The sequence below is a fragment of the Streptomyces sp. NPDC059994 genome (assembly GCF_042737755.1).
Lineage (GTDB): Bacteria > Actinomycetota > Actinomycetes > Streptomycetales > Streptomycetaceae > Streptomyces.
This window is the reverse complement of sequence record NZ_JBHWUR010000023.1, coordinates 55,084-75,564: the sequence shown is the minus strand read 5'-3', so window position 1 is coordinate 75,564 and position 20,481 is coordinate 55,084. Positions and strand designations below refer to the sequence as shown.

Genomic DNA, 20,481 nt, shown 5'->3' with positions numbered 1-20,481 from the left:
GCTCATCGCTCCTTGGGAGTGGCACTGATACGGAGATCGGGGCCGATGCGGACGGTCTCGGTCAGTTCGAGCCGCAACGCTTCGGCGATCGTGGTGATTCCGGCGCCGGTCAGGGCCGCCGGGCCCGCGCCGAGCAGGACGGGTGCGAGATAGCCGACGACCTTGTCGACGGCGCCCGCGGCGACGAAGGCCCCGGCGAGGGCCGGGCCGCCTTCGAGGAGTACGGACCGGACGCCGCGCCCGTGCAGGGCGGCCAGCAGCGCCGGGATGTCCAGACCTGTGGCGGCGCGCGGCAGCCGGACGACGTCGGTGTCCGCCAGATGGGCGGTGTCGGCGTCCTCGGCGACCGCGACCAGGGTCGGCGCGGCATCGTCGAGGACCCGGGCGCCGGGCCGTACGGCCTTCGCCTCGGTGTCGACGACGACCCGCAGCGGCTGGACGGCGCCCTCGATGCCGCGTACGGCGAGGTGGGGGTCGTCGGTGCGGGCGGTGCCGGAGCCGACCACCACGGCGTCGGCCTCGGCGCGCAGCCGGTGGACGTCCGCGCGGGCCTCGGGCGAGGTGATCCAGCGGCTGGTGCCGTCCTCGGCGGCGGTCCGGCCGTCGAGGGTCGCCGCGTACTTCCACAGGACATGGGGCCGGCCGAGCCGTACGGAGGTGAGCCAGGCGGCGTTGCCCGCCTCGGCCTCCTCGGCGAGCAGGCCCTGCTCCACCTCGGCCCCGGCCGCCCGCAGTGTGTCGGCGCCCCCGGTGGCCTGCGGGTTCGGGTCGCCGACCGCGTACACGACACGGGCGATCCCGGCCTCGACGAGCGCCTGGGCACAGGGGCCGGTGCGACCGGTGTGGTTGCAGGGTTCGAGGGTGACGTACGCGGTGCCGCCCCGGGCCTTCTCGCCCGCGGCGGACAGGGCGTGGACCTCGGCGTGCGGGCCGCCGGCCTTCTGGTGGAAGCCCTCGCCGACGACGGCGCCGCGGGCATCGGTGATGACGCACCCGACGACCGGGTTGGGGCTGGTGGAGCCGAGTCCGCGCGCGGCGAGCTCAATGGCTCGGCGCATCGCGTCTGCGTCGGCTGCGGTGGCCACCGGGTCCTCCTGCCTCTTCGGGCACGGACTCCGGGGCTGTCGATGAACGACAGAGAGCGGGAACAGGGCCGTACATACAGCTCACGCATGGCCGAAGGACACCGACCGTCGCGGACGACGATCAGCACAACGGCCGGCATGAGCCCTGAGGGCCCGCCCGCCGCGCACTGCCTCCCATCCGGACTTTCACCGTCGGTCCAGGAATTCCACCTGGTCAACCGGCCACTGGATGCGGCCGGGTCGCGGACTATTACCGCCGGTTCGGAATTACACCGACCCCGGAGTGCGCTGCTGCTGGTACAGGGTCAGTGTGCCACGGCTGATCGTCGGCCATACGGGCGAACATCTATGGCCTGGGTCACAGTGCCGGTCGCGGTCCGTAGCGGAGGATCACGGTCCGCCACATCCCGCATCCGTCCCGGACGGGGCATTGGTCCACACCTTGGATGGTTCGGCCGGCGGTTCCACGGGCGGCGGCTCCTGCACCGCGCCCGCCTGGACGGCCACGGCCGAGTACGGTGGCTCCACGACCGTCTCGTACACGTCCCACAACTGGAAGCCGAAGTGGTGGACGAAGGGCGAAGAGCCCGGAACCACCGGCGACCGGGGAGTCCGGCAGGACCTCGGGGCCTGCTGATCCCCCACCCCCGAACGCCCGGCGGCGCGACTCAAGGCCCTTGCCGTGGCCGCCGGGCACCCACTGTGAAGCGCCCGCACCCCGGCCGGATCTCCCCGGCCGGGGTGCGGTGCGTCAGGGTGCGGGCGGCGCGAACAGTTCCTCCTGCGCCGCGTCCCGGGCCGCGAGCAGGGCGCCGCGCAGCACCGCCCGGTCCCCGAGTTCGCTGGGCCGGACCTCCGCGCCCAGCGGGGTGAGCGCGGCGAGCCGGCTCTGCACCCGGGCGGAGAGCGACGCGCCGCCCGCGTGGCCGAGTTCGCCGCCGAGCACGATCAGGCCCGGGTCCAGTACGGAGACCACGGCCGCGGCGCCGATGGCGATCCGCTCGGCCAGCGCGTCGAGGAAGGGGCCGGCCGCCTCGCGCACCAGGGTCTCGGCGCTGCCCGTCAGTCCGTACCCGGCGGCGAGCCGCACCAGCGCGTCGGCGCCCGCGAGCGCGTGGAACCCGCCGTCGCAGCCGGTCGCGGACGGCAGCGCGCCGGTGCCCGGAACCGGCAGGAAGCCGATCTCGCCCGCCCCGCCGGAGGCCCCCCGGCGCAGCTTCCCGTCCAGGAAGACCGCCGCGCCCACGCCCTGGCCCAGCCAGAACAGCACGAAGTCGTCCTGGCCGCGCGCGGCGCCGAGCCGGTGCTCGGCCATCGCCGCCAGGTTCACCTCGTTCTCCACGAGGACCGCGGCCGACAGCCGCCCGTGCAGGGCGGGGACCAGCTCCCGGTGCCAGGCGGGCAGGCCCGTGCTGTCGCGCAGTTCGCCCGTCGCCGGGTCGATCAGGCCGGGCGCCCCGATGCCGATGCTGTGCAGCCGCTCGGCGCCCGCCTCCTTCGCGGTCCGCTCCAGGAGCGCCACCGTCTGTTCCACGGCGGGCCCGGTCCCGGCCTCGGCCCCGATCGGGAGGGCGGCCTCCGCGAGGGGCGCGCCGAGGAGATCGGCCACGAGCACGGTGACGCTGTCGGTGCGCACATCGAGGGCGGCGAGGTGGGCCCGGTCGGCGACGATGCCGTACAGCCGGGCGTTGGGGCCGCGCCGCTCGGCGCCTGACTCCCCCACGACCTCGACGAGCCCCGAGCCCTGGAGCCGTTCGACCAGGTCGGCGACGGAGGGGCGGGACAGACCGGTGAGCTTCTTGAGCTGACCCGCCGTCAACGGCCCTTCGTCCTGGAGCAGGCGCAGGGCGAGGCGGTCGTTGATGACCCGGGCGGTGCTGGGTGAGGCGGGCATGCCGGGGATCCTTCCAGACGACCGGAACCCGATGGACGGCGGAGTATTTATCAGGCAGGGTTCCTGATAGTTTATCGCGGACCAGCATCCAGGGGGGACAGGGCAGATGGCGACCGAAGCGGACGACGGCGTACGGCAGTTGAGGCGGGCCAGGATCGCGGTCGCCGCGGTGTTCTGCGTCCACGGCACGGTCACCGGCAACTTCGCGACCCGGGTCCCCTGGATCCAGGACCACACCGGGGCCTCCACCGGCCAGCTCGGTCTGGCGCTCGCGTTCCCCGCCATCGGCTCGTCGCTGCTGATGCCGCTCTCCGGCGCGGTCACCCACCGCTTCGGGGCCCGCCGTGCGCTGCGCGGGCTGCTCGCCCTGTGGACGCTCGCCCTCGCGCTCCCGGCGCTCGCGCCGAACCTCTACACGCTCTGCGCGGCGCTCTTCGTGTTCGGGGCGACGGCGGGCATGTCGGACGTGGCCATGAACGCGCTGGGCGTGCAGACCGAGGACCGGCTCGGCCGGTCCATCATGTCCGGACTGCACGGCATGTGGAGCGCGGGCGCCCTGATCGGCTCGACCACCGGCACGCTGGCCGCGCACCTCGGCGTCGACGCGCGCGTGCACCACCTCGTCGCGGCGGCCGCCCTCACCGCGCTCGGCGCACTGGTCTGCGGCGGTGTGCTGGATCTGCGCAGCGCGCCCGACGAGGCCCCGCCGCCGCGCTTCGCCCGGCCGCCCAGGACGGCGCTGGTCTTCGGGCTCGTCGCGTTCTGCGCGGTGTTCGCCGAGGGGGCGAGCCTGGACTGGTCGGCGGTGTATCTGCGGGACACCGTGGAGGCCTCGGCCGGTGTCGCCGCCGCCTCGACCACCGCGTTCACGCTGACCATGGCGGTGGCGCGGATCGCGGGCGACAAGGTGGTGGACCGGTTCGGCGCGGTACGGACGGTCCGCTGCGGGGGCGTGCTGGCGACCGCGGGCGGGCTCGCGGTGGTCCTCGCGCCCGGCCCGGCCATGGCGATGGGCGGGTTCGCGCTGATCGGCCTGGGGGTCGCGGTCGTGGTGCCGCTGGCCTTCGCGGCGGCCGGGCGCAGCGGACCGAACCCTGGGGCCTGTCCGGCGGATCCGGTCGGCACGCGGGGGTCTGGCACCCCCATCTGCGGCGTTGTCGTCAATCGCCGACGCTCCGCGTCGCCTCAATCCTCCGCCTTGCAGCTGGACGCACCAGACCCCCGCTCACCAGCACCGAAAGAGGCGCCCCGGACCGAGGCCGACCGGATCCGCCGGACAGACCCCAGCCAGGCCATCGCGGGCGTCGCCACCATCACGTACACCTCGGGTCTCATCGCCCCCTCGGCCATCGGCGGCATCGCCGATCTGACCTCGCTGGTGGTGTCGTTCGGCCTGGTCACGCTGTTGGCGCTGGGCCTGGTTGCCGGGGCGGAGGTGCTGCGTACGGGAGTGCGCACCCGGGCCGCCGGCGGCGCGGGCGAGGCGGCGCCGGTGCGGTCCACCGACGCCGCCCAGTAGCCGACGGCTGAACCGTATGGGGGGGCGGTTCAGCCGGGGCGCTCCTTCCGCCTCAGCCCGCGATCGAGTCCAGCTGTTCGGCGGCGGGCCGCAGCGCCCAGAGGTCCCCGGCGGGCGGCGCCTGGAGCTTCGGTACGGCCGCGCGGGCCTTCTTGTCGCCCGCGTCGGCCGCCGCGTGCACCACGTCGCTCGCCGCGTACCGGTAGAACTCCAGCTCCGGGTGGGGCCAGGCGGCCGCGCCGGTCGCCGCCGGCAGCAGATAGTCGACGGCCTTGAACAGGCTCTGCCCCTGCGGCCCCCGGTACCCCCACAGGTCCACCCCGACCTGCTTGCCGATCGCGGCGAGCCGGCTGTACGCCACCAGGTCGAAGGCCGAGTAGTGCCAGCTGCGGGTGCGGGCGAGCTCCTGGGGCTGGCCGCCGTCGGCGGCGATCTGCGGATCGACCCTCAGCTTCTCGGCGCCCCGGACCGTCCTGCGCGCCAGGTCCTTGTCGCCGGTGGCCAGCGCGAGGGCGGCGATCTGCATGTCCTGGAAGGTGCCGTGGTTGTTCCTGGCGGCCGACTCCTCCTTGCCGAAGGGCGAAGTCACCAGCCAGTTCAGGAACTTCTTGTTCCAGTCGAGCATCCGCGCGCGGTCGTCCGCCCGCCAGCCGGGCGCACCCAGGTCGAGGACGGCGACCGCGTCGAGGACGCCGGTGTACTGCTGCGAGAAGTCGATGATGCCGATGGCCCGGCCGTCGTACTTGCAGGGGATGAACTGCCCGTGGTCCAGGCTGGGGTTCATCCGGGTCGCCGGGTCCAGGAACCAGGTGCGCAGGGCGGCCGAGGCCTGCTCCGCGTACCGCGGCCTGCCGGTGTAGTACCAGGCGAGGCTGAGCGTCGTCACGGAGTTGACGACCCTGGCGAGGTCGGGCCGGTCGGTGCCGGTGTCGACCTCGGGGTTGCGCTGCCCGTCCTTCTGCACGTACGGGCAGCCCCGGGGGTTGTCGGCGGTCCTCGGCTTCGAGGGCCACCAGTACGGGGCCTGGCTGAGGTAGTCGTGGGGGTCGCCGCCCGGCGCGGGTTCCGGCTTGTCCACGACCGTCCAGGGCCCCTGCCCGAGCCAGCCGTCGGCGGCCGCGGTCAGCTTCCCCACGGCGGTGCGCAGCACCGGGTCGCCGGCGTCGAGCCGCAGCCGCGCGTCCCTCATGCGCGCGCCGTCGACGACCACGGTGTGCGGGGCCTTCGGGGCGGCGGGCTTGGAGGCGGCGGCCTCCGAGGCGTGCGAGGCGGCAGGTACGAGCGCCGACGCGAGGGCCGCGGCCGCGGCCAGCAGGGCCACGAGCCCGCTGCGAGATCTTCCGCCACCCATTCCGGCTGTGCCACCCATGGAGGCATCCCCTCAGCTAGAGATTCACGTCGCAGAGAAACCAGAGACTTCATATATCTGAACTCTGTTCATGGATAAGGCGGTTGGAGCGTAGGGCCAGCAGTTCCGGGTGACAATGCCTGGCGCAGGATTCACGGATGGGACCCGAGATCACGGTGCCCATTACCATTGCGCTGATTCTTCTCAGCACGGAACGAACTGGAGCGAACTCATGGGCCTCGGCGTGCGCTGGACCCTGCACGGTAACGGGCGGACCCCCGCCCCGGGTGCCGTCGTCCGTCCCGACGAGCGGCTCTCCTGGCCCCGGACGATCGGGCTCGGCGCCCAGCACGTGGTGGCCATGTTCGGCGCGTCCTTCGTCGCTCCGAGTATGCATCACGGGACCTAGGCACTGCCTGGTCGGGACTTTGGTCCGTCAGCGACGGGTGTATCCATCACCTATCGTTGGAGGACGTGACAACCGTGGTTCCTGCACCTGCCCCCATCCGACTCCGCCCCGTCGAGGACGACGGAGTACCCGCATCGTTCCGGCGTAAGAAGCGCGGCATCATCTACGTCCGCGTATCTCAGGCTCGGGCGGACATGATCAGCCCGGAACTCCAGGTCGGCCACGGCATGAAGCTGGCTGACGCGAACGACATCGAAGTGACCATCGAGCCGATCATGGACCTCGGTGAGTCCGGTCGAGAGTTCGAGGACCGGAAGATCTCCGAAATCAAGGAGATGGCCCGGAACAAGGAATTCGATGTCCTGATTCTCTGGATCTGGTCCCGCTTCGGCCGAAACCTGCGCGAGTCACTGCAACACCTTGACGATCTCCTCGCCTACGGCATCGAGGTCCGGGCAGCTCACGAGGACTTCGACGGCAAGACGACGATCGGCCGCTTCGCCATCGCCCAGATGCTCAACATTGCCGAGCTGGAGTCCAACCAGAAGTCGGACATGTGGAAGGCGGCCATCGAGCGCCGCAAGAATCACGGCCTCCCCCACGGTTCGGCTGGTCGCGGAAAGTTCGGTTACTACCGCTGCGACACATGCCCTACGCCCGAACCGGGCGAGCCAATGGACAAGTGCCCGAACTGCAAGGACGGCGTCCTCAAGCGCGACAGAGTCACTAACCCCATCTACGGCCAGCTCTACCTTGACGCCATCAAGGGGAAGTCGGCACGGTCAATGGTTCTGTGGCTGCGCAAGAAGGGGGTCGTCCACTGGACGGGCCGGGAGATCGACGCCGGGGATCTCTACTCGATCTTGGATTCCGGCTTTGGGCTGGGGTACGTCCGGTACACGCTGCCGGAAGAGCTTCATGTCGTGATCACCCGCGAGGACGGCACAACCAAGAAGAAGCGCAAGAGCGCACACAGGGACATCACCTCGTACCTCTACTACCGAGGCAAGCATCAGGCGATCTGGGACGACCCCGTGTACTGCGAGCAGGTCTGGGATGCGTACGTAGCGCGTCGCCTCAAGGGCAAACGGGACGACGACAAGGCCCACGACCACTCGGCCAAGTACGAGGTATCGGGAGCCCTGACGTGCTCGGGCTGCGGCAACAACATGCACGCCATGCTTCGCGCCAAGAAGGTCCAGCGGCCCTGGAAGGACGGGAAGCCCGACCCCTTCGACGTGCTGTTCCGATGCACACGGCAGATGAAGTTCAAGGACTGCCCTGGCGGGGGTGTCTACGTCTCGCTGGAGACGGTCATGACAGTCGTCAAGGACTGGCTGTTGAAGCGTGTTGAGGAAGATCCGCAAGGCGCTGGGAGCGTGCCGGCCCGCGTGGCTCAGCTCCAGGCGCAGCAGATCAAGGAGAAGGCCACCGAGGAGACGATTCGGTTGGATCAGATCACGCGGGAGCTGACGGAGCTACGAGGCAAGGAAGACAAGCTGACGGATGCCGTTCTCAACGAGTTGATCTCGGACGAGGCCGCCCGTCGCCGCCGGGCGGAATACGACGGCATGAAGTACCGCCTCAAGGAGGAGCAGGCCACCCTCAAGAAGAAGATCAAGGACGCTCCGGTAATTACGCCGAAGCCCGAGATCCAGGACTTCGCGACAGTCATGAAGCTGCTGGAGGTGGCAGATGTGGCCGACCAGCGAAAGTTGATCAAGACCTTGGTGCGGGAGATACGGGTGAACCGTGGCCGCAAGGTCGCAACGAAGTGCACGATCTGGCCTATGTGGGTTCCGCCGCCGCCGAAGCCGGTCAAGAAGGACCAGGAGCTGGCGGCCTAGCCCTCGGCGAGACGGTCGGCGTACTTGATCGTCAACTCGGCAACGGTCTGCCAGAAGGCGTCCAGGCAGTCTTCCTGAGTCATAACCTCGCCCCGGTCACCCACGCTGTCACATCCCAACTTCGAGCGCCAAGCGAGGCCCCTCCTGGAGGAGGGGCCTCGCTGTTTTCCATGACCGTACCATGAGTGTCACATTCCAACTTGCGAGGATGAACTAACCCCCTCCGCCACCAGTGCCGTGAGGGGGTCAGTTCGTTCATGCAGACCTGGAAGCCTAGAGCTCGGCGCCCTTGGCGTGCCCGAGGAAGGCTGACCAGGCCGCAGGCGACGCCGTCAGCAGCCCCTTGCTGTGGTCCTTGGTGTCGCGCACGTGGACGACGGGAGCGTCGCCCTGAGCGACCTCAACGCAGTTGTCCGGGTCTCCACCGCTGTAACTCGACTTCCGCCACACCAGGTCAGCACTCACTTGCTGTACTCCTCAATCACTGCACGGATCAGTTCGATCGACCGAGTCTTCGGCAGCGCGCTACTAAGGACGCGATCGTAGAGGACAGCGTAGCTATCAGCCTCACTGCCTTGGAACATTCTTCCCGTTGACGGCCCTTCGGTGTAGGCCACCGTGGTGCCGCTCCGCATGGTCAGTACGGACAGACTGCCCGTCAGGACTGCGGGGACCGTCTCGCCGAAGGACAGCACGTGGACCTCGATCCTCGGCCTCTCGCTCAGCTTGATCAGGTGCTCAAGCTGCTCGACCATCACGGCCTTAGATCCGACCACACGTCGGATCGCCGCCTCGTCCAGGACGGCCAGGAACCACGGAGCAGAGGGACCCGTGAGTATGGCCTGACGTTCCACACGGCTTTCAGCCACGGCCACAGGGTCTCGACCGTTCACCAAAGACATGGACTCAGCGAGGGCGAAGGCGTATTCGTGAGTCTGGAACAGACCAGGTACGACCTGCGAATACTCCTGGATCTTTTTGGCTCGCTTCTGGTGGTCCAGAAACCCTTCGGCGTACTCGGTGACGGTCTTGATGGCCAGGAGCGGCCACAGCTCGTTCAGTTCGTCGCCTGCGTCGAAGACCGAGTCGAGCTTGGCTACCAGCCCCTCTGACGGACTCGCCTGACCGCGCTCCAGCTTCCTGATCAGGGATTCATTGCTGAAAACCTCGTCCGCAAGCCGCTTCGGGGTCCACCCGCGCGCGTCCCTCAGTCGGCGCACCTTGGACCCGAGGAGTCCAGCAGGTGTCGACCTGTCCAGATCTAGTCGCGGCCGTCCGCGTGGAGCTGTCCCCATCTTTTCTGCCTTCTCCAACTCATCCCAATAAAACTGCTGTTCAGGGTAGCCGGGCAGGCCGAAGCTCATACCAAGACAGGGAAGATGGACGGGAACGGAGCGACGATGCCCCCCACGGATACGCCCGCGCTGCCGATCAGGGCCGTCACGGAGCAGGAGGCCACGCAGGTGTTCCAGGAGCTTCGGGCGACCCTTGCCGCTGCTGGCTACGACACCCGCGACATGCGGCGCGAGGTGCTGCGGAACCACTCCGGGCCGGACACCTTCATGTTCAGCATCGGCCTCCTGTCGATGACCGGGGCCCGGAAGCTCACCCGCGATTTGCAGGTTCCGAGGCGCCCCCGATGACGTACAAGAGGGGTGACGTCGTGGTTGACGGTAGGAGCATCGTCGGTGAGGTCGAAGCGGTCGACGTCGACAACGGTCGACTGACCCTCGTCCGGCCGCCGGGATCGCAGCGTTGGTCGGCTCAGGAGGTCCTGTGCCGATACGCCTCCGAGGCGGAAGCGCTGACGATCCGCGGTGAGCCCGCACTTCGGGTGATCGGGAACAACGAGCCTCCGGCCAGGAGACAGTCATGATGCGCGCCGGCACCCGAATGATCACGCCCAAGAACCCCTTCCCGTTCAAGATCGGTGACCGGGTGATCGACACGGAGCGGAACCGCCCCGGAAAAGTCGACGCGGTCGAGCGTGGGGTTCTGTGGCTGCTGAATGACGGGGGAGGGAAGTTCGCCGCCCGCACTGCGGTGTGCATCCTTGACCCCGGTGTGGAGGCGGCGAGAAAGCGTGCGCGGATCATTGCGGCCACCCCGAAGAAGAGGGACAAGGCCCCGAACCGGCCGCTGCCTCCCGTGGGTACGAGCAAGGCGACGGTCCTTCCCTGGGACGTGCACATAGACGACTACCTGTACCTCGGCGGTCAGTTCCATCTCGTCAGGGACATGCGGGTACGGGGCGGCACCAGCCGGGTTCTTCTCTTCCGGACTCGCCCCCCGCTGGTGGTCGACAGATCCGTCGAGGTCTACCGCCGCAATCCCTAAGACTCCCCACCCCGGCAATCAAGGCTTTCCGAAACGCCACGACAGCTCGCGTCTGGTGGGCCGGCCGCCTTGATGAGAGGGCCATCTCGGCCGGGGTGGGGGCAAGCGCCTGGCCGGGTCCAGATCACTCCTGCGCCGACCCGGCCAGGCTCCAGAAGGCAAGGAACCGCAGATGTCCCGGAGAGACGACGAGCGACACACCGCGCTCTTGAAGACCTGTCTCGCGGCTCTCGCAATCGCCGCCTTCACCGTGGCCATATTGATCAGCAAGAACCCCTAGGAGCCCCTCGATGCTCGGGCGCTACGTATGCGGAGCGAAGTCCGTAGTCCACGACTCCGCGCTTCTCGACGCACTGACCGAGCTGGGCGAGTACTGGCTCGCTCACCAGGACCGGGTTGAATCGCAAACGGTCACGTGCAAGCTCGAACACAGCGGTAGCGGCCCACACTGGGCGGTAGTCCTCGGGGACGGCGAATGGGGTAGCGCCGTATGGGCCGTCTGGATGGGCAACCAGGAGCCCGACTCATTCGCAGAGCTGGCCGACTGCCCCGCGCTGAGTGACAACGAGACTCCCTGCGGCCTGTTCCTGCTCCATCCTGGCGGCCACACCTGGGAAGTGAGTGACCCCGAGAACGAGATGTGGGAAGCAATCGCCCCAGCCCTGTATTACGCGCAGTTCGGCCACTACGGCCCCTTCACGACCTAAAGCTTCCTGCGCGGACATCCGGCCCGCGTGGGAACCGGCTCCCTTGTCAGCCTCCGCCTCCCCCCGTGGCGGAGTTGGGAGCCAAGCCCCGCCCGCTTTCCCCCTTCCTGCCAGACCGGAAGCGGACGGGGTGGGCTCCGGCCGCACCCCTCCCCGCGGCTGGAGCCCGTCCAATCAACTCCCTTCGCTCAGCCCGCAGTGCGGGCGAAAAAAGAGGAGCACCCTATGACCAAAACCGAGGTCGCCGCAGTTCCTCTGCCGACGTACGGCCGCAGGTTCCTGCCTCGCATGACGCCCGCTCAGATCGCGCTTCTCCAGCCGGATCTGGCCGATCCGATTGAGTACCGGAAGTCCGGCCTGTCGCTGAACCACGTCATCGGCTGCCCGCTGGAGTGTGGCTACTGCATCCGCCACCTGTACAAGAACTTCGACATGAAGGCCCCCCGGGCGCTGATGTCGGACGAAGAGGCCGTGGCCGCTCTCACCAGCCACCGGTACTTCCGGCCGCACGTCACCCCGATCCAGGTGTTCAACAAGGCGACCGATCCGATGCTCCCGGTCGTCAAGCCCCACACCTTCAACACCCTTCGCCTGTTGGACGAGCAGGGCCTGACCAATCACGTGCTCGTGATCACGCGGTGGAGGGTCACGGCCGAGGACTGCGCCATCCTCAACAGCTACGAGAACATCAAGGTGACCATCTTGGTTACCTACTCGGGCATCCAGCACGCGGGCATCGAACCGGTGGATTCGAACATCGCCGCCACCAGCCTCAAAACGCTCTACGCCAACGCGAAGTCGTACCGGACGATCTTCTACTGGCGACCCATCGTGCCGGGCCTCAACGATACGGACGAGCACTTGGCGACGGCCAAGGAGCTATCCCAGTACGCTCACGCGTCGGTATTCACCGGCTTGTTCTTCCGCGACGAAATCTCCGCCTATTACGAGGAGAACGAACTTCCCTCCCCGTACGACGGCACCGCTCGCCGCAAGATCATGCCCGAACAGCTTGAGGACCGCATCCTCAACCTGTTCCAGCGGCCGGCCGACAGCGAAGAGCCCTGGGGGCCGCTCTTCCGAAAGACCTCCTGCGCCGTCGCGTACGCCCACGGCTTGGCCGACTACAACGGCCACTTCGGCATCAAGGATTTGTGCGACATCTGCCCGAAGCGTCAACTCGGGCTGTGCGCGGCAGCGTGGAAGGCACCGTCGAAGGGTGACGCTGACAAGGTCGCTGCTGAACTGGGCGCCACCGGGCCGGTGGAGATCACCGAGCGGGCGATCATCACCGCCGGACTCAAGGAGCAGCCGCGCTACTTCATGCAGCACGGCTACGGTTTCCAGGTCCATGACCGTGCCCACCCCCACCGCGAACGCCGTCACGGCCGAGCCGAGATCGGCTGGAGCGGAGGGGAGCAAGGAGCCCCCGCCTCGTGAACTTCTCCTCCTGGCCCAGCCCACTGTTCGTCGTAGACGTGGAGGGCAACGGAGCAACCCCGCCCGACCTCGTGGAAGTAGCCGCCGTTTCCGTCCAAGACGGCCTTCCCCAGCCGGAGGCAACGCGCTCCTGGCTGATCAAGCCGCCCACGCCCATCCCCCCGCGGATCAGCCGCATCCATGGCATCAGCAACGACATGACCGCCGAGGCCCCGGCATGGTCCGAGGTGGCCGAACAGGTACAGGAGCTACTGGACGGCGCCTGGATCTGCGCCCACTCGGCCACGGTCGAATACAGCGTCCTCACACGGCACATGCCTTCCTGGAAGCCCGCAGGGGTGATCGACACACTTCGGCTGGCACGAGCCACCCTCGCAGGCCACAGGGGTTTCAGCCTCGATGCATTGATCACCCACACCCGGATCAGTTTGGACGGAGTGGCCGGCACGCGACACCGCGCCGGGTACGACGCCCACGCCACCGCTCTGCTGCTGCACAACCTCGCCGGTCACTACGGCTCGTGGCAAGACCTTGCCGCAAAGGCCGTACCGCCCGGCATGCCTGGCCTGTCCACTCCCCCTGAACACGAGGAGCAAACACTGTGGTGACTACCCCCGTCCGGGTCGCTCTGACCGGCACTCACTCGACCGGCAAGACCACTCTCCTCAAGCGCCTGGAGATGGAGCTGCGGGCCACCGGACTCACCGTGGCCCGCACCCCTGCTTCCTTCGCTGCGAAGGCCGCCGAGCTCGGCTTCCCGAAGCTCCAGAAGCAGACGCCTGAGTGCACCGAGTGGATCATTGCCGCTTCTGCGGCGGCAGTTGCCGAGGCCACCCTGAACGCGGACGTCGTCCTGATCGACCGCTCCGCTATCGACCCGCTCGCCTACTACATGGCCGCGCTCGAACGCTCCGGTCAGGACCCGGACCCGAAGATCGCAGACCGGCTCCTGGGCCTGGTGAAGGCCCACGCCGACACGTACGACCACATCGTGGCTACCGTGCTGGACCCGGCGATCCCGCTGGGCGACACCCGAGACCGCGACCTGGAGTACCGAGCGGCCGTGGACCGCAACGTGCACTCCCTGATCCACAGCCTCAACCTGCCGCACAAGAAGCTCACGAGCGCCGACTACAACGGCGACGCCGTGACCGTGCTGGTCAAGCGCATCACGATCGGGATCGCGGCGTGACGCCTCCAGGCGGCACCATCACCATCGCCGGAAGGACTGTCTCCCGCCTTGGCCTTGGCACCATGCGCCTGGCGGGACGCGACTCCTGGCACATGCCCGCTGATCGCGTCGGCCCGAGCATGGTTCTCCTGGAGGCCGTCCGCGTCCACGGGATCACGCACATCGACACCGCCGACGCCTACGGCCCTCACACTGTCGAGGAGCTGATCCATGACTGCCTGGCGTCCGCTCGGCTGGACACGGAGCTGCTGATCGCCACGAAGGTCGGCATGGTTCGGCCCGGCCCCAACATGTGGGCCCCCCTGGGCCGTCCGGCCTATCTGCGTGCGGCCGTGGAAGGCAGCCTGCGGCGTCTCGGCGTGGACCAGCTCGACCTGTGCTATCTCCACCGCAACGACCCCGAGGTGCCATTCCTGGATCAGGTCGGCGCGCTCGCAGAGCTTCGATCCGAGGGAAAGATCGCGCACATCGGACTCTCAAAGGTCGGGCCGGCCGAGATCGACCGCGCCACGGAAGTCATTCCGGTGGCAGCCGTCCAGAACAAGCTCAGCCTGGAAGTGCAGGACGACATCAGCACCGTCGAGCACTGCCGGAAGCTGGGTATTCCGTTCGTGGCCTACTCGCCTCTGGGTACCGGTGTGCTCGCAGAGCGCGGAGAGGCCGGGAAGGCTCTCCGGTGGCTCCTCGACCTCGGCCCACATGTCATCCCGATGCCGGGCACGAGCAACCCCCGACACCTCAGCGAGCTAGTTGACAGCCTCGCTGCGGGCTGAGTCCGCCTACACAGAAGGGCCCCCTCCGCGGAGGGGGCCCTTCTCGTTTTCAGTGACTGCTAGTCGCCCTGGTGCTCTGCGACCAACGCCTTGAGAGCAGCGCCAGACACCTTCTTCTCGTACGCCTCGTACAGCCAGTCCTTGAGACGGCCGCGGTCGGGAACGGACACGCCCTGGCTGATCGCCCACGCCCGAACGTCGGACGTTTCAGGACCAGAGGCGGTCTTCTTCTTGGAGCCCACGGCAACCTTCGGAGCCGGGCTATCACGGTAAACGCGGTTCACCCCTGCCTCTTCGAGGACGGCGTGAAGCCCTTCGAGGGCCTTCTCGTAGGCGTCGCTCGCCTTCTGGATCTGGGCAACAGTCTTCGGGTCTTCGACGTGACCCTCGTACTCCTCGCCCTCGACCTCAAGCTGAACTAGCTGTACTACCTTCATGCGGGGCTCCCAACCGCCATGCTTCACATACTTGCGGTCACGATAGCGCATCAAATCACCTTACGACTCACCCTTTCGGCGGACGGGTAGACAACCTCCTCGATACCGGCAGACCGGATCAGTTTCATGCAGTCACGGCACGGTGCCCGTGTTATGTAGATCGTCGCGCCCTGGCAGTCAGCCCAGTCCGCGTAGAGGAGAGCATTCGCTTCGGCGTGGGTTTCAACACAGTCCTGATATGAGGAGCCGGAGGGGACGTCCGAGAGGCAGCGCGGGCATTCTCCACGGCTACACGACGGGCCACCTGGATACGATCCGTTGTATCCCGTAGAGCGGATTCGCCGGTCAGGACCGACCACCACAGATCCGACACGGCAGCGGCAACAATCACCTCGTGCAGCGACAGCCGCGGCGATCCCGAGGAAGTACGTGTCCCAGTCCGGGCGGTCATCCATCAACTCGTTTCCTCGAAGAACACGATGAGGTCTGCCTGACTCTTGAGGCCGGTCAGGCGGCCGACCTCGCGACCGTCCTTCATGGCCAGAAGGGTCGGGACGCTGGTCACGTCGAGAACCTCGAAGAGGTCGTCGGGGGCAACGACGTCAGACACGATCACGTCGGCCGCGATGGATTCCTGGGCGATCAGGGGCTTCATGCGCTGGCAGGGGACGCAGGCCGGCGAAGAGAGGAGGAGGTACGAGGTCACTCCGCGGCCTCCTTCTCCTTGTAGCCCCAGTGGGTCTTGGCCGCGTTCATCAGGTCCGTGAGAGTGACGTCGTTGTCGCCGCAGCAGGAGCAGCCGCCCTCCGCGATCGGGTCGTCGCGGTCCTTCATCCAGAGGACGATGCCGCCGTTCTCCATGCCTTCGACGGTGAAGTGGTCGGTGTTCATTCGGTCACCTCCACAACCGGGGTGCCGATCATGAGGAGCTGCCAGACGTCGGCGCCCATGACTTCGGCCAGGTCCTTGGGGACGCCCCAGTCCTTTGCCTCCTTGATCACAGATCCGGCGATCCTGGCTGACTTCAGAGCCGCGAGTCCGGTGTTTTCGATGACCCGTTCGTGGATTTCCTTGCTGATTCCGCCGACGAGTTCGTCAAAGGGGTCGTGCTCGGTGCTCATTCGTTCTCCTTGTGGATGGTGTCGCAGAGGTCGCAGTACTGGCCGGCGGCCATGTAACCGCATCCCCAGCTTTTTCCGTAGACCGATACATCGGTATCGATGAGGACGCCGTTCATGGTTTCCTTCATGATCTGGGCGGCCTTGGTAGTGGCTTTCAAGGCTTGCTCTTCCGGAAACTGAAAGATCACTTCGTCATGGACCGGGAGAAGGCAGTAGGGCCCGTATCCGGCTTTCTGGAGCCGGAGAATTGCGCGACCGGTAACGTCCCGGCTTGCGCTCTGTACCGCGTAGTTCAGGGCGGCGTACGGCCGCCGCTTATCGACCTGGAGCCGGCGCCCGGTATTGGTCGTGATGTAGCCGTTGCGGCGGGCTTCCTTCTGTAGCTCTTCGGAGTACTGCCTGACTCTGGGAAAGGCGTCGAAGAACCCGTCGATCGCACGGCGTGCTGTCTCCTCGCTGACCCCGGCTTGGGAGGCCAGGGCAGCCCAGCCGCCGCCGTAGACGGTCAGGAACCCGGCCATCTTTCCCGTGGCCCGGTCAACCCCCGCCGAGTCCGCGGTGATCTGGTGGAGGTCCGCTCCTTCTCGGAAGGCTCGCTTCATGGCGGTGTCGCCCGACAGGGCCGCCAGGACCCGGAGCTCCTGAGCCTTGTAGTCGACGGCGCAGACCGCGTATCCGGGGTCCGCTATGAAGCCTCTGCGGACCAGGGAATCCTTGGAGGGGAAGGTCTGGGCCGGTATCGCTCCGCTGATGGACATCCGGGCTGTCCGGCAGCCTGTCGAGTTGATCGCGGCATGCAGCCGATCCCCCGAGTCCCGGTTGTTCAGGGCGTTGTCGAACCAGGTGCTTTTGGCCTTGGCCGCCTTCTTGCCCTGGTAGATCGCCTCACACAGGGGGTCGCCGAGGTGGGCCTTGAGGAGCTGGTCATCGACCTTGGGCTGGCCCGTGGGGGTGGTGTCGGTCGGCCGGATTCCCCGGCTGATGATCGCCTCCCCCACCTGCTTCGGGCTGTTGATGTTCTCCAGCCCAAGCTTCGCGGCCACCTCCTTGAAGTGGACTTCCGTACGGGCCAGTTCGTGCGCGCGGGCCTCGATGTACGGCACGTCCGCCTTGATGCCCTTGCGGACCATGTAGGCGCATGCCGCGGCGAGCTGGTGCTCGTAGTCCACGAGCTTTCTGGCGGTGGCCGGTATCAGCGGCTTGAGCTTCCGGGCCAGCCGGAAGGCCAGTACAGGGTCCATGCCGGCGTAGAGGTTGAAGCCCTCATGGTCCAGCGGTACGACCGGCCATACCTCGGCCTTCTTGACCTTCAACTCCTTGGCGATGGCGGTCATGCTGCTCTTCACCTCATCGGCCACGGCTGCGGAGAGGTAGTGGCGGGTGAGTTCTTCGAGCGAATGACCGACGCCGCCGTCTTTGCGGCCCCTGCTGTCTACGAGGTGGGCGACTATGCGGCTGTCGAGAAGGCGGGGAAATACCGTTTCGGCCTTGACACCCCACACCCGGTCCATGCAGAGGATGTCGTAGGTGCCGTTTTGCATGACGAGCTTCTGGACCCAAGCGACGGCCTTGATCGCGTCCTCTTGGAAGAGGCCGCCCCTCTCCACGGGGAGGACGTAGCTTTCGTGAGCGTTTCCGAACTGCGCGAGGCGTATTCGGAAGCCGTCCTCCCACCAGGAGAGACCGTCGGTCTCCGTGTCGAAGCCGAGTACACGCCGGTTGGCGATGACGAAGTTCCGGAAGTCGGGGAGGTCTTCTTCTGTCTCAACGACGTTGATACGGATGCTGTCGCCGTTGAGGCTGTAGTCGATGACCTTCACACAAGACTCCCACTGTCACATTCCAACTTCGAGCGCTCAAAAAGGCGGCTCCGTACTTCGGTTTCGATCCCGCGAGGCGATCAGCGCGTCAAACTTCGCTTCGAGCGCGCTGTACTCACGTACTGCGATGTCGAGTTCTCGTTCCAGCTCGTCTGCGTAGAGCCCGAGCCGCTGGGCGATCTGGTGGTGTTTCGAGGCCGCTCGCTGACTCAGCGCCAACTCCGCCTCGACCTGCCGCAGGGCCGCAGACTTCCTTCCGAGCATCAGTAGGTCCCTTCCAGGACGGCGGGGAACTCGGGCTCCTCGGTCAGGGGGCCCACCCGACGTTCGACGGTCATGTTGTTGTGGACGTAGACGTGAAGGGGGACCTCGTCCCAGGTCTCACAGAACACCGGCAGCTCGCAGCGCGGTCTGAACCTCATCAACGTGCGCCTGGGCGTTCGCGGCGTCGGCCCACCGCTTGTCCTGCTGGGCGCGCTCGACAACCCCCAGAAGGGTGCGCTTGCGGTCCGAGAGGTGCTTCACGAGCTGCACGTAGCGGTGGCCGGCCCCTTCGGTCTTCCGGGCCCGCTCCGCCTCGTACCGGCCTCGCCAGTCCTTCGAGGCGCGCTTCTCGTCGTCGTAGCGCTGGGTCCAGTACTTCCGGGCGTCGACCAGTTCCGTCACCTTCGCCTCGGCCTGGGCGAGCTGGTCTCGCAGGGAGGTGATCAGCGCGGTGTTCTCGTCCTTGATCTCGATCGTCACCTTGCCCAGGGGGACGTTGAGAAGGTCCATCTGGGAGTTCTCGCGCTCGAAGGCGTTCGTGGTCGTCCACATGCTCATTCGTTGGCTCCAGGTATCTCGCAAGCCGTGCAGGCTGCGGGTTCTTCGGGGGTTTCGTCGGCGGGGTAGTCCAGGACGAAGGACATTCCGCAGTGGCACTGGTAGAAGGCCAGGAGGCTCACCAGCTCGGCCATCAGCGGAGGTGGGTGACGCAGCGGGCGGGGGCGTCGCCGGCCTTCGCGTACGCCCACAGGCCACAGGGAGCCTTGGTCCAGATGAGGAATGAACTAACTGCGGCCAGCGCCAGGAGGACCGCCGCCAGGGCGTTGCCAAACTTCACGGCGCCACCCGGCCGTTGCGCACGAAGGTCTCGTGGGTCGTCGGCATGCAGGTCTTGAAGTGCTCTTCCATCTGGTCCGCGACCATCTGAATCTCGACCTGAGGGAAGCTCTGGAAGGTGGCGTCGTCGCTCTTGGTGCGGAGCGACAGGAAGTGCATGAGGCTCCGCGGATTGCAGGTGACGTAGAAGGTCGAGAACGTTCCGACCGGCAGGACGCTGCGGGCGATCTCCCGGGCGACGCCTTCGTTCAGCATGGCCTGGTACTGGGTCCACGCCTCGGTGTAGGCCATGCGCAGGGCTTCGCCGGTGACGAGCGCCTGGCGGAAGGTCCCGGCCTTGAAGTCGTACCTTCCGGCGCGGCCGACCTGGACCAGGGGGCGGTCGCCGGCCGGGACGTAAAACACGGGCTCCAGCTCGCGATATCGCCCGGACTCCTCGTTGTAGCTCATGCCGGCCCGGTGCCTCATGAACTCGCGGACGACGAAGATCGGGGCTGAGATTCGGAACGTGAACGAGCCGTGCTCAAAGGGAGAGCCGTGCCGGTCGCGCATCAGGTAGTTGATCAGGCCCGCGTTCTTCTCGCGGGTCGAGGTCTGCACCGTGCCACCGGTGGTGGAGACTCGGGCGGCCATGCAGACCATGTCGTCGTTAGCGAGCTGCTGGACGAGCTCCACATCCATGACGCTCTTGAACTGCATCATGCGACTGCCTCGTACTCACTCGCGCAGGCGTAGCAGGCCAGCTCTTCCACACCGTCGATGTCCACGGATGCCAGATCCTCCGGTGGGTAGGTGGCGGCGCACACGTAGCACTGCTCGCCCCCGGTGTCGTTGTGCACTTGCTCTCCTCGGGTGCGGGGGCCGGGCTGGAATCCCGGCCCCCGAATCTCACATTCCAACCTTGATGGCTGCTACTTCTGGACGTACTTGCCGGTCTTCTTATCCAGGAAGGCGGGCGGGCACTGGTCGGACTTCTCGCGTTCGGTGCAGAACATGGCCTCCCAGTCACCCTTCGCGAAGTGCTTCCGACCGTGGGGGCAGGTGTCGTTCACAACGGCGCTACCGCCTTCCTGCTGGACTCGGCCACCGGTGAAGACGGTCTTGCTCGCGGCCTTGGTCGTGATCCCCTTGCCCTTGGTGTTCAGCTCGGTATTGAACGCCTGGATCTTGGCCGCCTTCCGGAGTACCGAGGCGATGACCGTTCCCTCCTCTTCGAGCATGGCGTCCATGTCGGACACGGTGGGCGCCCGGAGGACGAGGAGGTTGGCGTCGTAACCGGCGCCGCCCTTGAAGGAAAGGGTGGCGCCCTCGTGGGCGGCAGGGGCGGGGGCGGCAGTGGTCACAGGCGACTCCGTGTTGATCTCGTTCGGGGCGGGGGTGTTCTCGGCGGCTTCATCCCAGGGGGAACCGCTTCCGAAGGGGCTTTCACTCATGTCTTCATCCTCGCATTT

General features: G+C 67.3%; 29 protein-coding genes, 1 pseudogene and 1 riboswitch. Of the genes and pseudogenes, 12 read left to right on the top strand and 18 right to left on the bottom strand.

Annotated elements, in window-relative coordinates; translation table 11 throughout:
- Positions 1-2: 2 nt before the first annotated feature.
- Positions 3-1,085, bottom strand: a complete 1,083-nt coding sequence (gene ribD, locus ACFWA7_RS15065) for a bifunctional diaminohydroxyphosphoribosylaminopyrimidine deaminase/5-amino-6-(5-phosphoribosylamino)uracil reductase RibD (protein ID WP_385823293.1) — start codon at positions 1,083-1,085, stop codon at positions 3-5.
- Positions 1,086-1,245: 160 nt separating this feature from the next.
- Positions 1,246-1,376: riboswitch (FMN riboswitch) on the bottom strand.
- A gap of 151 nt (positions 1,377-1,527) precedes the next feature.
- On the opposite strand from ribD, the gene ACFWA7_RS15060 reads away from it, so the two are divergent.
- Positions 1,528-1,722, top strand: coding sequence for a hypothetical protein (locus ACFWA7_RS15060; protein WP_385546617.1), 195 nt, complete (start codon positions 1,528-1,530; stop codon positions 1,720-1,722).
- A gap of 114 nt (positions 1,723-1,836) precedes the next feature.
- On the opposite strand, the gene ACFWA7_RS15055 is transcribed toward ACFWA7_RS15060, so the two are convergent.
- On the bottom strand, positions 1,837-2,979 hold the full coding sequence (locus ACFWA7_RS15055; protein ID WP_385823291.1) for an ROK family transcriptional regulator: 1,143 nt from the start codon (positions 2,977-2,979) through the stop codon (positions 1,837-1,839).
- Positions 2,980-3,085: 106 nt separating this feature from the next.
- Between ACFWA7_RS15055 and ACFWA7_RS15050 the strand changes: the two genes are divergently transcribed.
- A complete protein-coding gene (locus tag ACFWA7_RS15050) occupies positions 3,086-4,498 on the top strand; it encodes an MFS transporter (RefSeq protein WP_385823289.1) in 1,413 nt (470 codons plus the stop codon).
- A gap of 52 nt (positions 4,499-4,550) precedes the next feature.
- Here the strand turns inward: ACFWA7_RS15050 and ACFWA7_RS15045 are convergent, their stop codons facing one another.
- Positions 4,551-5,867, bottom strand: coding sequence for an alginate lyase family protein (locus ACFWA7_RS15045; protein WP_385823287.1), 1,317 nt, complete (start codon positions 5,865-5,867; stop codon positions 4,551-4,553).
- A gap of 211 nt (positions 5,868-6,078) precedes the next feature.
- Here ACFWA7_RS15045 and ACFWA7_RS15040 point away from each other — a divergent pair.
- Together ACFWA7_RS15040 and ACFWA7_RS15035 are read left to right on the top strand one after the other, a co-directional pair.
- A pseudogene (locus tag ACFWA7_RS15040) lies at positions 6,079-6,234 on the top strand (nitrate reductase); the annotation flags it as partial.
- A gap of 86 nt (positions 6,235-6,320) precedes the next feature.
- Positions 6,321-8,102, top strand: a complete 1,782-nt coding sequence (locus ACFWA7_RS15035; RefSeq protein ID WP_385823285.1) for a recombinase family protein — start codon at positions 6,321-6,323, stop codon at positions 8,100-8,102.
- 273 nt (positions 8,103-8,375) lie between these two features.
- Here the strand turns inward: ACFWA7_RS15035 and ACFWA7_RS15030 are convergent, their stop codons facing one another.
- Together ACFWA7_RS15030 and ACFWA7_RS15025 are read right to left on the bottom strand one after the other, a co-directional pair.
- Positions 8,376-8,567, bottom strand: a complete 192-nt coding sequence (locus ACFWA7_RS15030) for a DUF397 domain-containing protein (protein ID WP_385823283.1) — start codon at positions 8,565-8,567, stop codon at positions 8,376-8,378.
- Positions 8,564-9,466: a Scr1 family TA system antitoxin-like transcriptional regulator gene (locus tag ACFWA7_RS15025; RefSeq protein WP_385823281.1), complete on the bottom strand. Its 903-nt coding sequence runs from the start codon at positions 9,464-9,466 to the stop codon at positions 8,564-8,566. Before ACFWA7_RS15025 ends, ACFWA7_RS15030 begins: the two co-directional genes overlap by 4 nt.
- Before the next feature lie 36 nt (positions 9,467-9,502).
- Between ACFWA7_RS15025 and ACFWA7_RS15020 the strand changes: the two genes are divergently transcribed.
- The 8 genes from ACFWA7_RS15020 (at position 9,503) to ACFWA7_RS14985 (ending at position 14,551) form a co-directional block, all read left to right on the top strand.
- The gene (locus ACFWA7_RS15020; protein WP_385823279.1) at positions 9,503-9,745 is read left to right on the top strand and encodes a hypothetical protein; all 243 of its coding nucleotides are present in this window, start codon (positions 9,503-9,505) and stop codon (positions 9,743-9,745) included.
- On the top strand, positions 9,742-9,978 hold the full coding sequence (locus ACFWA7_RS15015) for a hypothetical protein (protein ID WP_385823277.1): 237 nt from the start codon (positions 9,742-9,744) through the stop codon (positions 9,976-9,978). Before ACFWA7_RS15020 ends, ACFWA7_RS15015 begins: the two co-directional genes overlap by 4 nt.
- A complete protein-coding gene (locus ACFWA7_RS15010) occupies positions 9,975-10,439 on the top strand; it encodes a hypothetical protein (RefSeq protein ID WP_385823275.1) in 465 nt (154 codons plus the stop codon). The genes ACFWA7_RS15015 and ACFWA7_RS15010 overlap by 4 nt, the downstream gene beginning before the upstream one ends.
- Positions 10,440-10,729: 290 nt before the next feature.
- On the top strand, positions 10,730-11,146 hold the full coding sequence (locus tag ACFWA7_RS15005; protein ID WP_385823273.1) for a hypothetical protein: 417 nt from the start codon (positions 10,730-10,732) through the stop codon (positions 11,144-11,146).
- A 225-nt stretch (positions 11,147-11,371) separates the two neighbouring features.
- Entirely contained in the window at positions 11,372-12,586 is a 1,215-nt protein-coding gene (locus ACFWA7_RS15000) for a radical SAM protein (protein ID WP_385823271.1), read from the top strand.
- A complete protein-coding gene (locus ACFWA7_RS14995) occupies positions 12,583-13,194 on the top strand; it encodes an exonuclease domain-containing protein (RefSeq protein ID WP_385823269.1) in 612 nt (203 codons plus the stop codon). The genes ACFWA7_RS15000 and ACFWA7_RS14995 overlap by 4 nt, the downstream gene beginning before the upstream one ends.
- Positions 13,191-13,778 carry an AAA family ATPase gene (locus tag ACFWA7_RS14990; RefSeq protein WP_385823267.1) on the top strand — a complete coding sequence of 196 codons (588 nt, stop codon included), beginning with the start codon at positions 13,191-13,193 and terminating at the stop codon, positions 13,776-13,778. Before ACFWA7_RS14995 ends, ACFWA7_RS14990 begins: the two co-directional genes overlap by 4 nt.
- Positions 13,775-14,551 (top strand): aldo/keto reductase, encoded by a 777-nt coding sequence (locus ACFWA7_RS14985; RefSeq protein ID WP_385823265.1) that lies wholly within the window; start codon positions 13,775-13,777, stop codon positions 14,549-14,551. The genes ACFWA7_RS14990 and ACFWA7_RS14985 overlap by 4 nt, the downstream gene beginning before the upstream one ends.
- A gap of 59 nt (positions 14,552-14,610) precedes the next feature.
- Here ACFWA7_RS14985 and ACFWA7_RS14980 read toward each other — a convergent pair whose 3' ends face one another.
- From ACFWA7_RS14980 to ACFWA7_RS14920, 13 genes are all read right to left on the bottom strand, one after another.
- The gene (locus ACFWA7_RS14980; RefSeq protein ID WP_385823263.1) at positions 14,611-14,988 is read right to left on the bottom strand and encodes a histone-like nucleoid-structuring protein Lsr2; all 378 of its coding nucleotides are present in this window, start codon (positions 14,986-14,988) and stop codon (positions 14,611-14,613) included.
- A 50-nt stretch (positions 14,989-15,038) separates the two neighbouring features.
- On the bottom strand, positions 15,039-15,443 hold the full coding sequence (locus ACFWA7_RS14975; RefSeq protein ID WP_385823261.1) for a deoxycytidylate deaminase: 405 nt from the start codon (positions 15,441-15,443) through the stop codon (positions 15,039-15,041).
- Positions 15,443-15,694 carry a thioredoxin family protein gene (locus tag ACFWA7_RS14970; protein ID WP_385823259.1) on the bottom strand — a complete coding sequence of 84 codons (252 nt, stop codon included), beginning with the start codon at positions 15,692-15,694 and terminating at the stop codon, positions 15,443-15,445. The genes ACFWA7_RS14975 and ACFWA7_RS14970 overlap by 1 nt, the downstream gene beginning before the upstream one ends.
- Complete coding sequence (locus ACFWA7_RS14965; RefSeq protein WP_267842183.1) at positions 15,691-15,879, bottom strand: hypothetical protein; 189 nt, start codon at positions 15,877-15,879, stop codon at positions 15,691-15,693. Before ACFWA7_RS14965 ends, ACFWA7_RS14970 begins: the two co-directional genes overlap by 4 nt.
- Positions 15,876-16,109, bottom strand: a complete 234-nt coding sequence (locus ACFWA7_RS14960) for a hypothetical protein (RefSeq protein WP_385823257.1) — start codon at positions 16,107-16,109, stop codon at positions 15,876-15,878. Before ACFWA7_RS14960 ends, ACFWA7_RS14965 begins: the two co-directional genes overlap by 4 nt.
- Positions 16,106-17,929 carry a DNA polymerase gene (locus ACFWA7_RS14955; protein ID WP_385823255.1) on the bottom strand — a complete coding sequence of 608 codons (1,824 nt, stop codon included), beginning with the start codon at positions 17,927-17,929 and terminating at the stop codon, positions 16,106-16,108. The genes ACFWA7_RS14960 and ACFWA7_RS14955 overlap by 4 nt, the downstream gene beginning before the upstream one ends.
- Before the next feature lie 36 nt (positions 17,930-17,965).
- Positions 17,966-18,193, bottom strand: coding sequence for a hypothetical protein (locus ACFWA7_RS14950; protein ID WP_385823253.1), 228 nt, complete (start codon positions 18,191-18,193; stop codon positions 17,966-17,968).
- A complete protein-coding gene (locus ACFWA7_RS14945) occupies positions 18,193-18,321 on the bottom strand; it encodes a hypothetical protein (RefSeq protein WP_385823251.1) in 129 nt (42 codons plus the stop codon). The genes ACFWA7_RS14950 and ACFWA7_RS14945 overlap by 1 nt, the downstream gene beginning before the upstream one ends.
- Positions 18,311-18,751: a hypothetical protein gene (locus ACFWA7_RS14940; RefSeq protein WP_385823249.1), complete on the bottom strand. Its 441-nt coding sequence runs from the start codon at positions 18,749-18,751 to the stop codon at positions 18,311-18,313. The genes ACFWA7_RS14945 and ACFWA7_RS14940 overlap by 11 nt, the downstream gene beginning before the upstream one ends.
- Positions 18,752-18,884: 133 nt before the next feature.
- Entirely contained in the window at positions 18,885-19,031 is a 147-nt protein-coding gene (locus ACFWA7_RS14935; RefSeq protein ID WP_385823246.1) for a hypothetical protein, read from the bottom strand.
- Entirely contained in the window at positions 19,028-19,732 is a 705-nt protein-coding gene (thyX, locus tag ACFWA7_RS14930; RefSeq protein ID WP_385823244.1) for an FAD-dependent thymidylate synthase, read from the bottom strand. Before thyX ends, ACFWA7_RS14935 begins: the two co-directional genes overlap by 4 nt.
- Positions 19,729-19,869 carry a hypothetical protein gene (locus ACFWA7_RS14925; RefSeq protein WP_385823242.1) on the bottom strand — a complete coding sequence of 47 codons (141 nt, stop codon included), beginning with the start codon at positions 19,867-19,869 and terminating at the stop codon, positions 19,729-19,731. Before ACFWA7_RS14925 ends, thyX begins: the two co-directional genes overlap by 4 nt.
- Positions 19,870-19,941: 72 nt before the next feature.
- Complete coding sequence (locus ACFWA7_RS14920) at positions 19,942-20,463, bottom strand: hypothetical protein (protein ID WP_385823240.1); 522 nt, start codon at positions 20,461-20,463, stop codon at positions 19,942-19,944.
- Positions 20,464-20,481: the final 18 nt, after the last annotated feature.

Excerpts from the sequence above, each read along its gene's own strand:
- ACFWA7_RS15055 (WP_385823291.1), bottom strand. The coding sequence starts at position 2,979 with ATGCCCGCCTCACCCAGCACCGCCCGGGTCATCAACGACCGCCTCGCC.
- ACFWA7_RS15050 (WP_385823289.1), top strand. The coding sequence starts at position 3,086 with ATGGCGACCGAAGCGGACGACGGCGTACGGCAGTTGAGGCGGGCCAGG.
- ACFWA7_RS15045 (WP_385823287.1), bottom strand. The coding sequence starts at position 5,867 with ATGGGTGGCACAGCCGGAATGGGTGGCGGAAGATCTCGCAGCGGGCTC.
- ACFWA7_RS15025 (WP_385823281.1), bottom strand. The coding sequence starts at position 9,466 with ATGAGCTTCGGCCTGCCCGGCTACCCTGAACAGCAGTTTTATTGGGAT.
- ACFWA7_RS15020 (WP_385823279.1), top strand. The coding sequence starts at position 9,503 with ATGCCCCCCACGGATACGCCCGCGCTGCCGATCAGGGCCGTCACGGAG.
- ACFWA7_RS15015 (WP_385823277.1), top strand. The coding sequence starts at position 9,742 with ATGACGTACAAGAGGGGTGACGTCGTGGTTGACGGTAGGAGCATCGTC.
- ACFWA7_RS15010 (WP_385823275.1), top strand. The coding sequence starts at position 9,975 with ATGATGCGCGCCGGCACCCGAATGATCACGCCCAAGAACCCCTTCCCG.
- ACFWA7_RS15005 (WP_385823273.1), top strand. The coding sequence starts at position 10,730 with ATGCTCGGGCGCTACGTATGCGGAGCGAAGTCCGTAGTCCACGACTCC.
- ACFWA7_RS15000 (WP_385823271.1), top strand. The coding sequence starts at position 11,372 with ATGACCAAAACCGAGGTCGCCGCAGTTCCTCTGCCGACGTACGGCCGC.
- ACFWA7_RS14980 (WP_385823263.1), bottom strand. The coding sequence starts at position 14,988 with ATGAAGGTAGTACAGCTAGTTCAGCTTGAGGTCGAGGGCGAGGAGTAC.
- ACFWA7_RS14975 (WP_385823261.1), bottom strand. The coding sequence starts at position 15,443 with ATGGATGACCGCCCGGACTGGGACACGTACTTCCTCGGGATCGCCGCG.
- ACFWA7_RS14965 (WP_267842183.1), bottom strand. The coding sequence starts at position 15,879 with ATGAACACCGACCACTTCACCGTCGAAGGCATGGAGAACGGCGGCATC.
- ACFWA7_RS14960 (WP_385823257.1), bottom strand. The coding sequence starts at position 16,109 with ATGAGCACCGAGCACGACCCCTTTGACGAACTCGTCGGCGGAATCAGC.
- ACFWA7_RS14950 (WP_385823253.1), bottom strand. The coding sequence starts at position 18,193 with ATGCTCGGAAGGAAGTCTGCGGCCCTGCGGCAGGTCGAGGCGGAGTTG.
- ACFWA7_RS14940 (WP_385823249.1), bottom strand. The coding sequence starts at position 18,751 with ATGAGCATGTGGACGACCACGAACGCCTTCGAGCGCGAGAACTCCCAG.
- thyX (WP_385823244.1), bottom strand. The coding sequence starts at position 19,732 with ATGATGCAGTTCAAGAGCGTCATGGATGTGGAGCTCGTCCAGCAGCTC.
- ACFWA7_RS14920 (WP_385823240.1), bottom strand. The coding sequence starts at position 20,463 with ATGAGTGAAAGCCCCTTCGGAAGCGGTTCCCCCTGGGATGAAGCCGCC.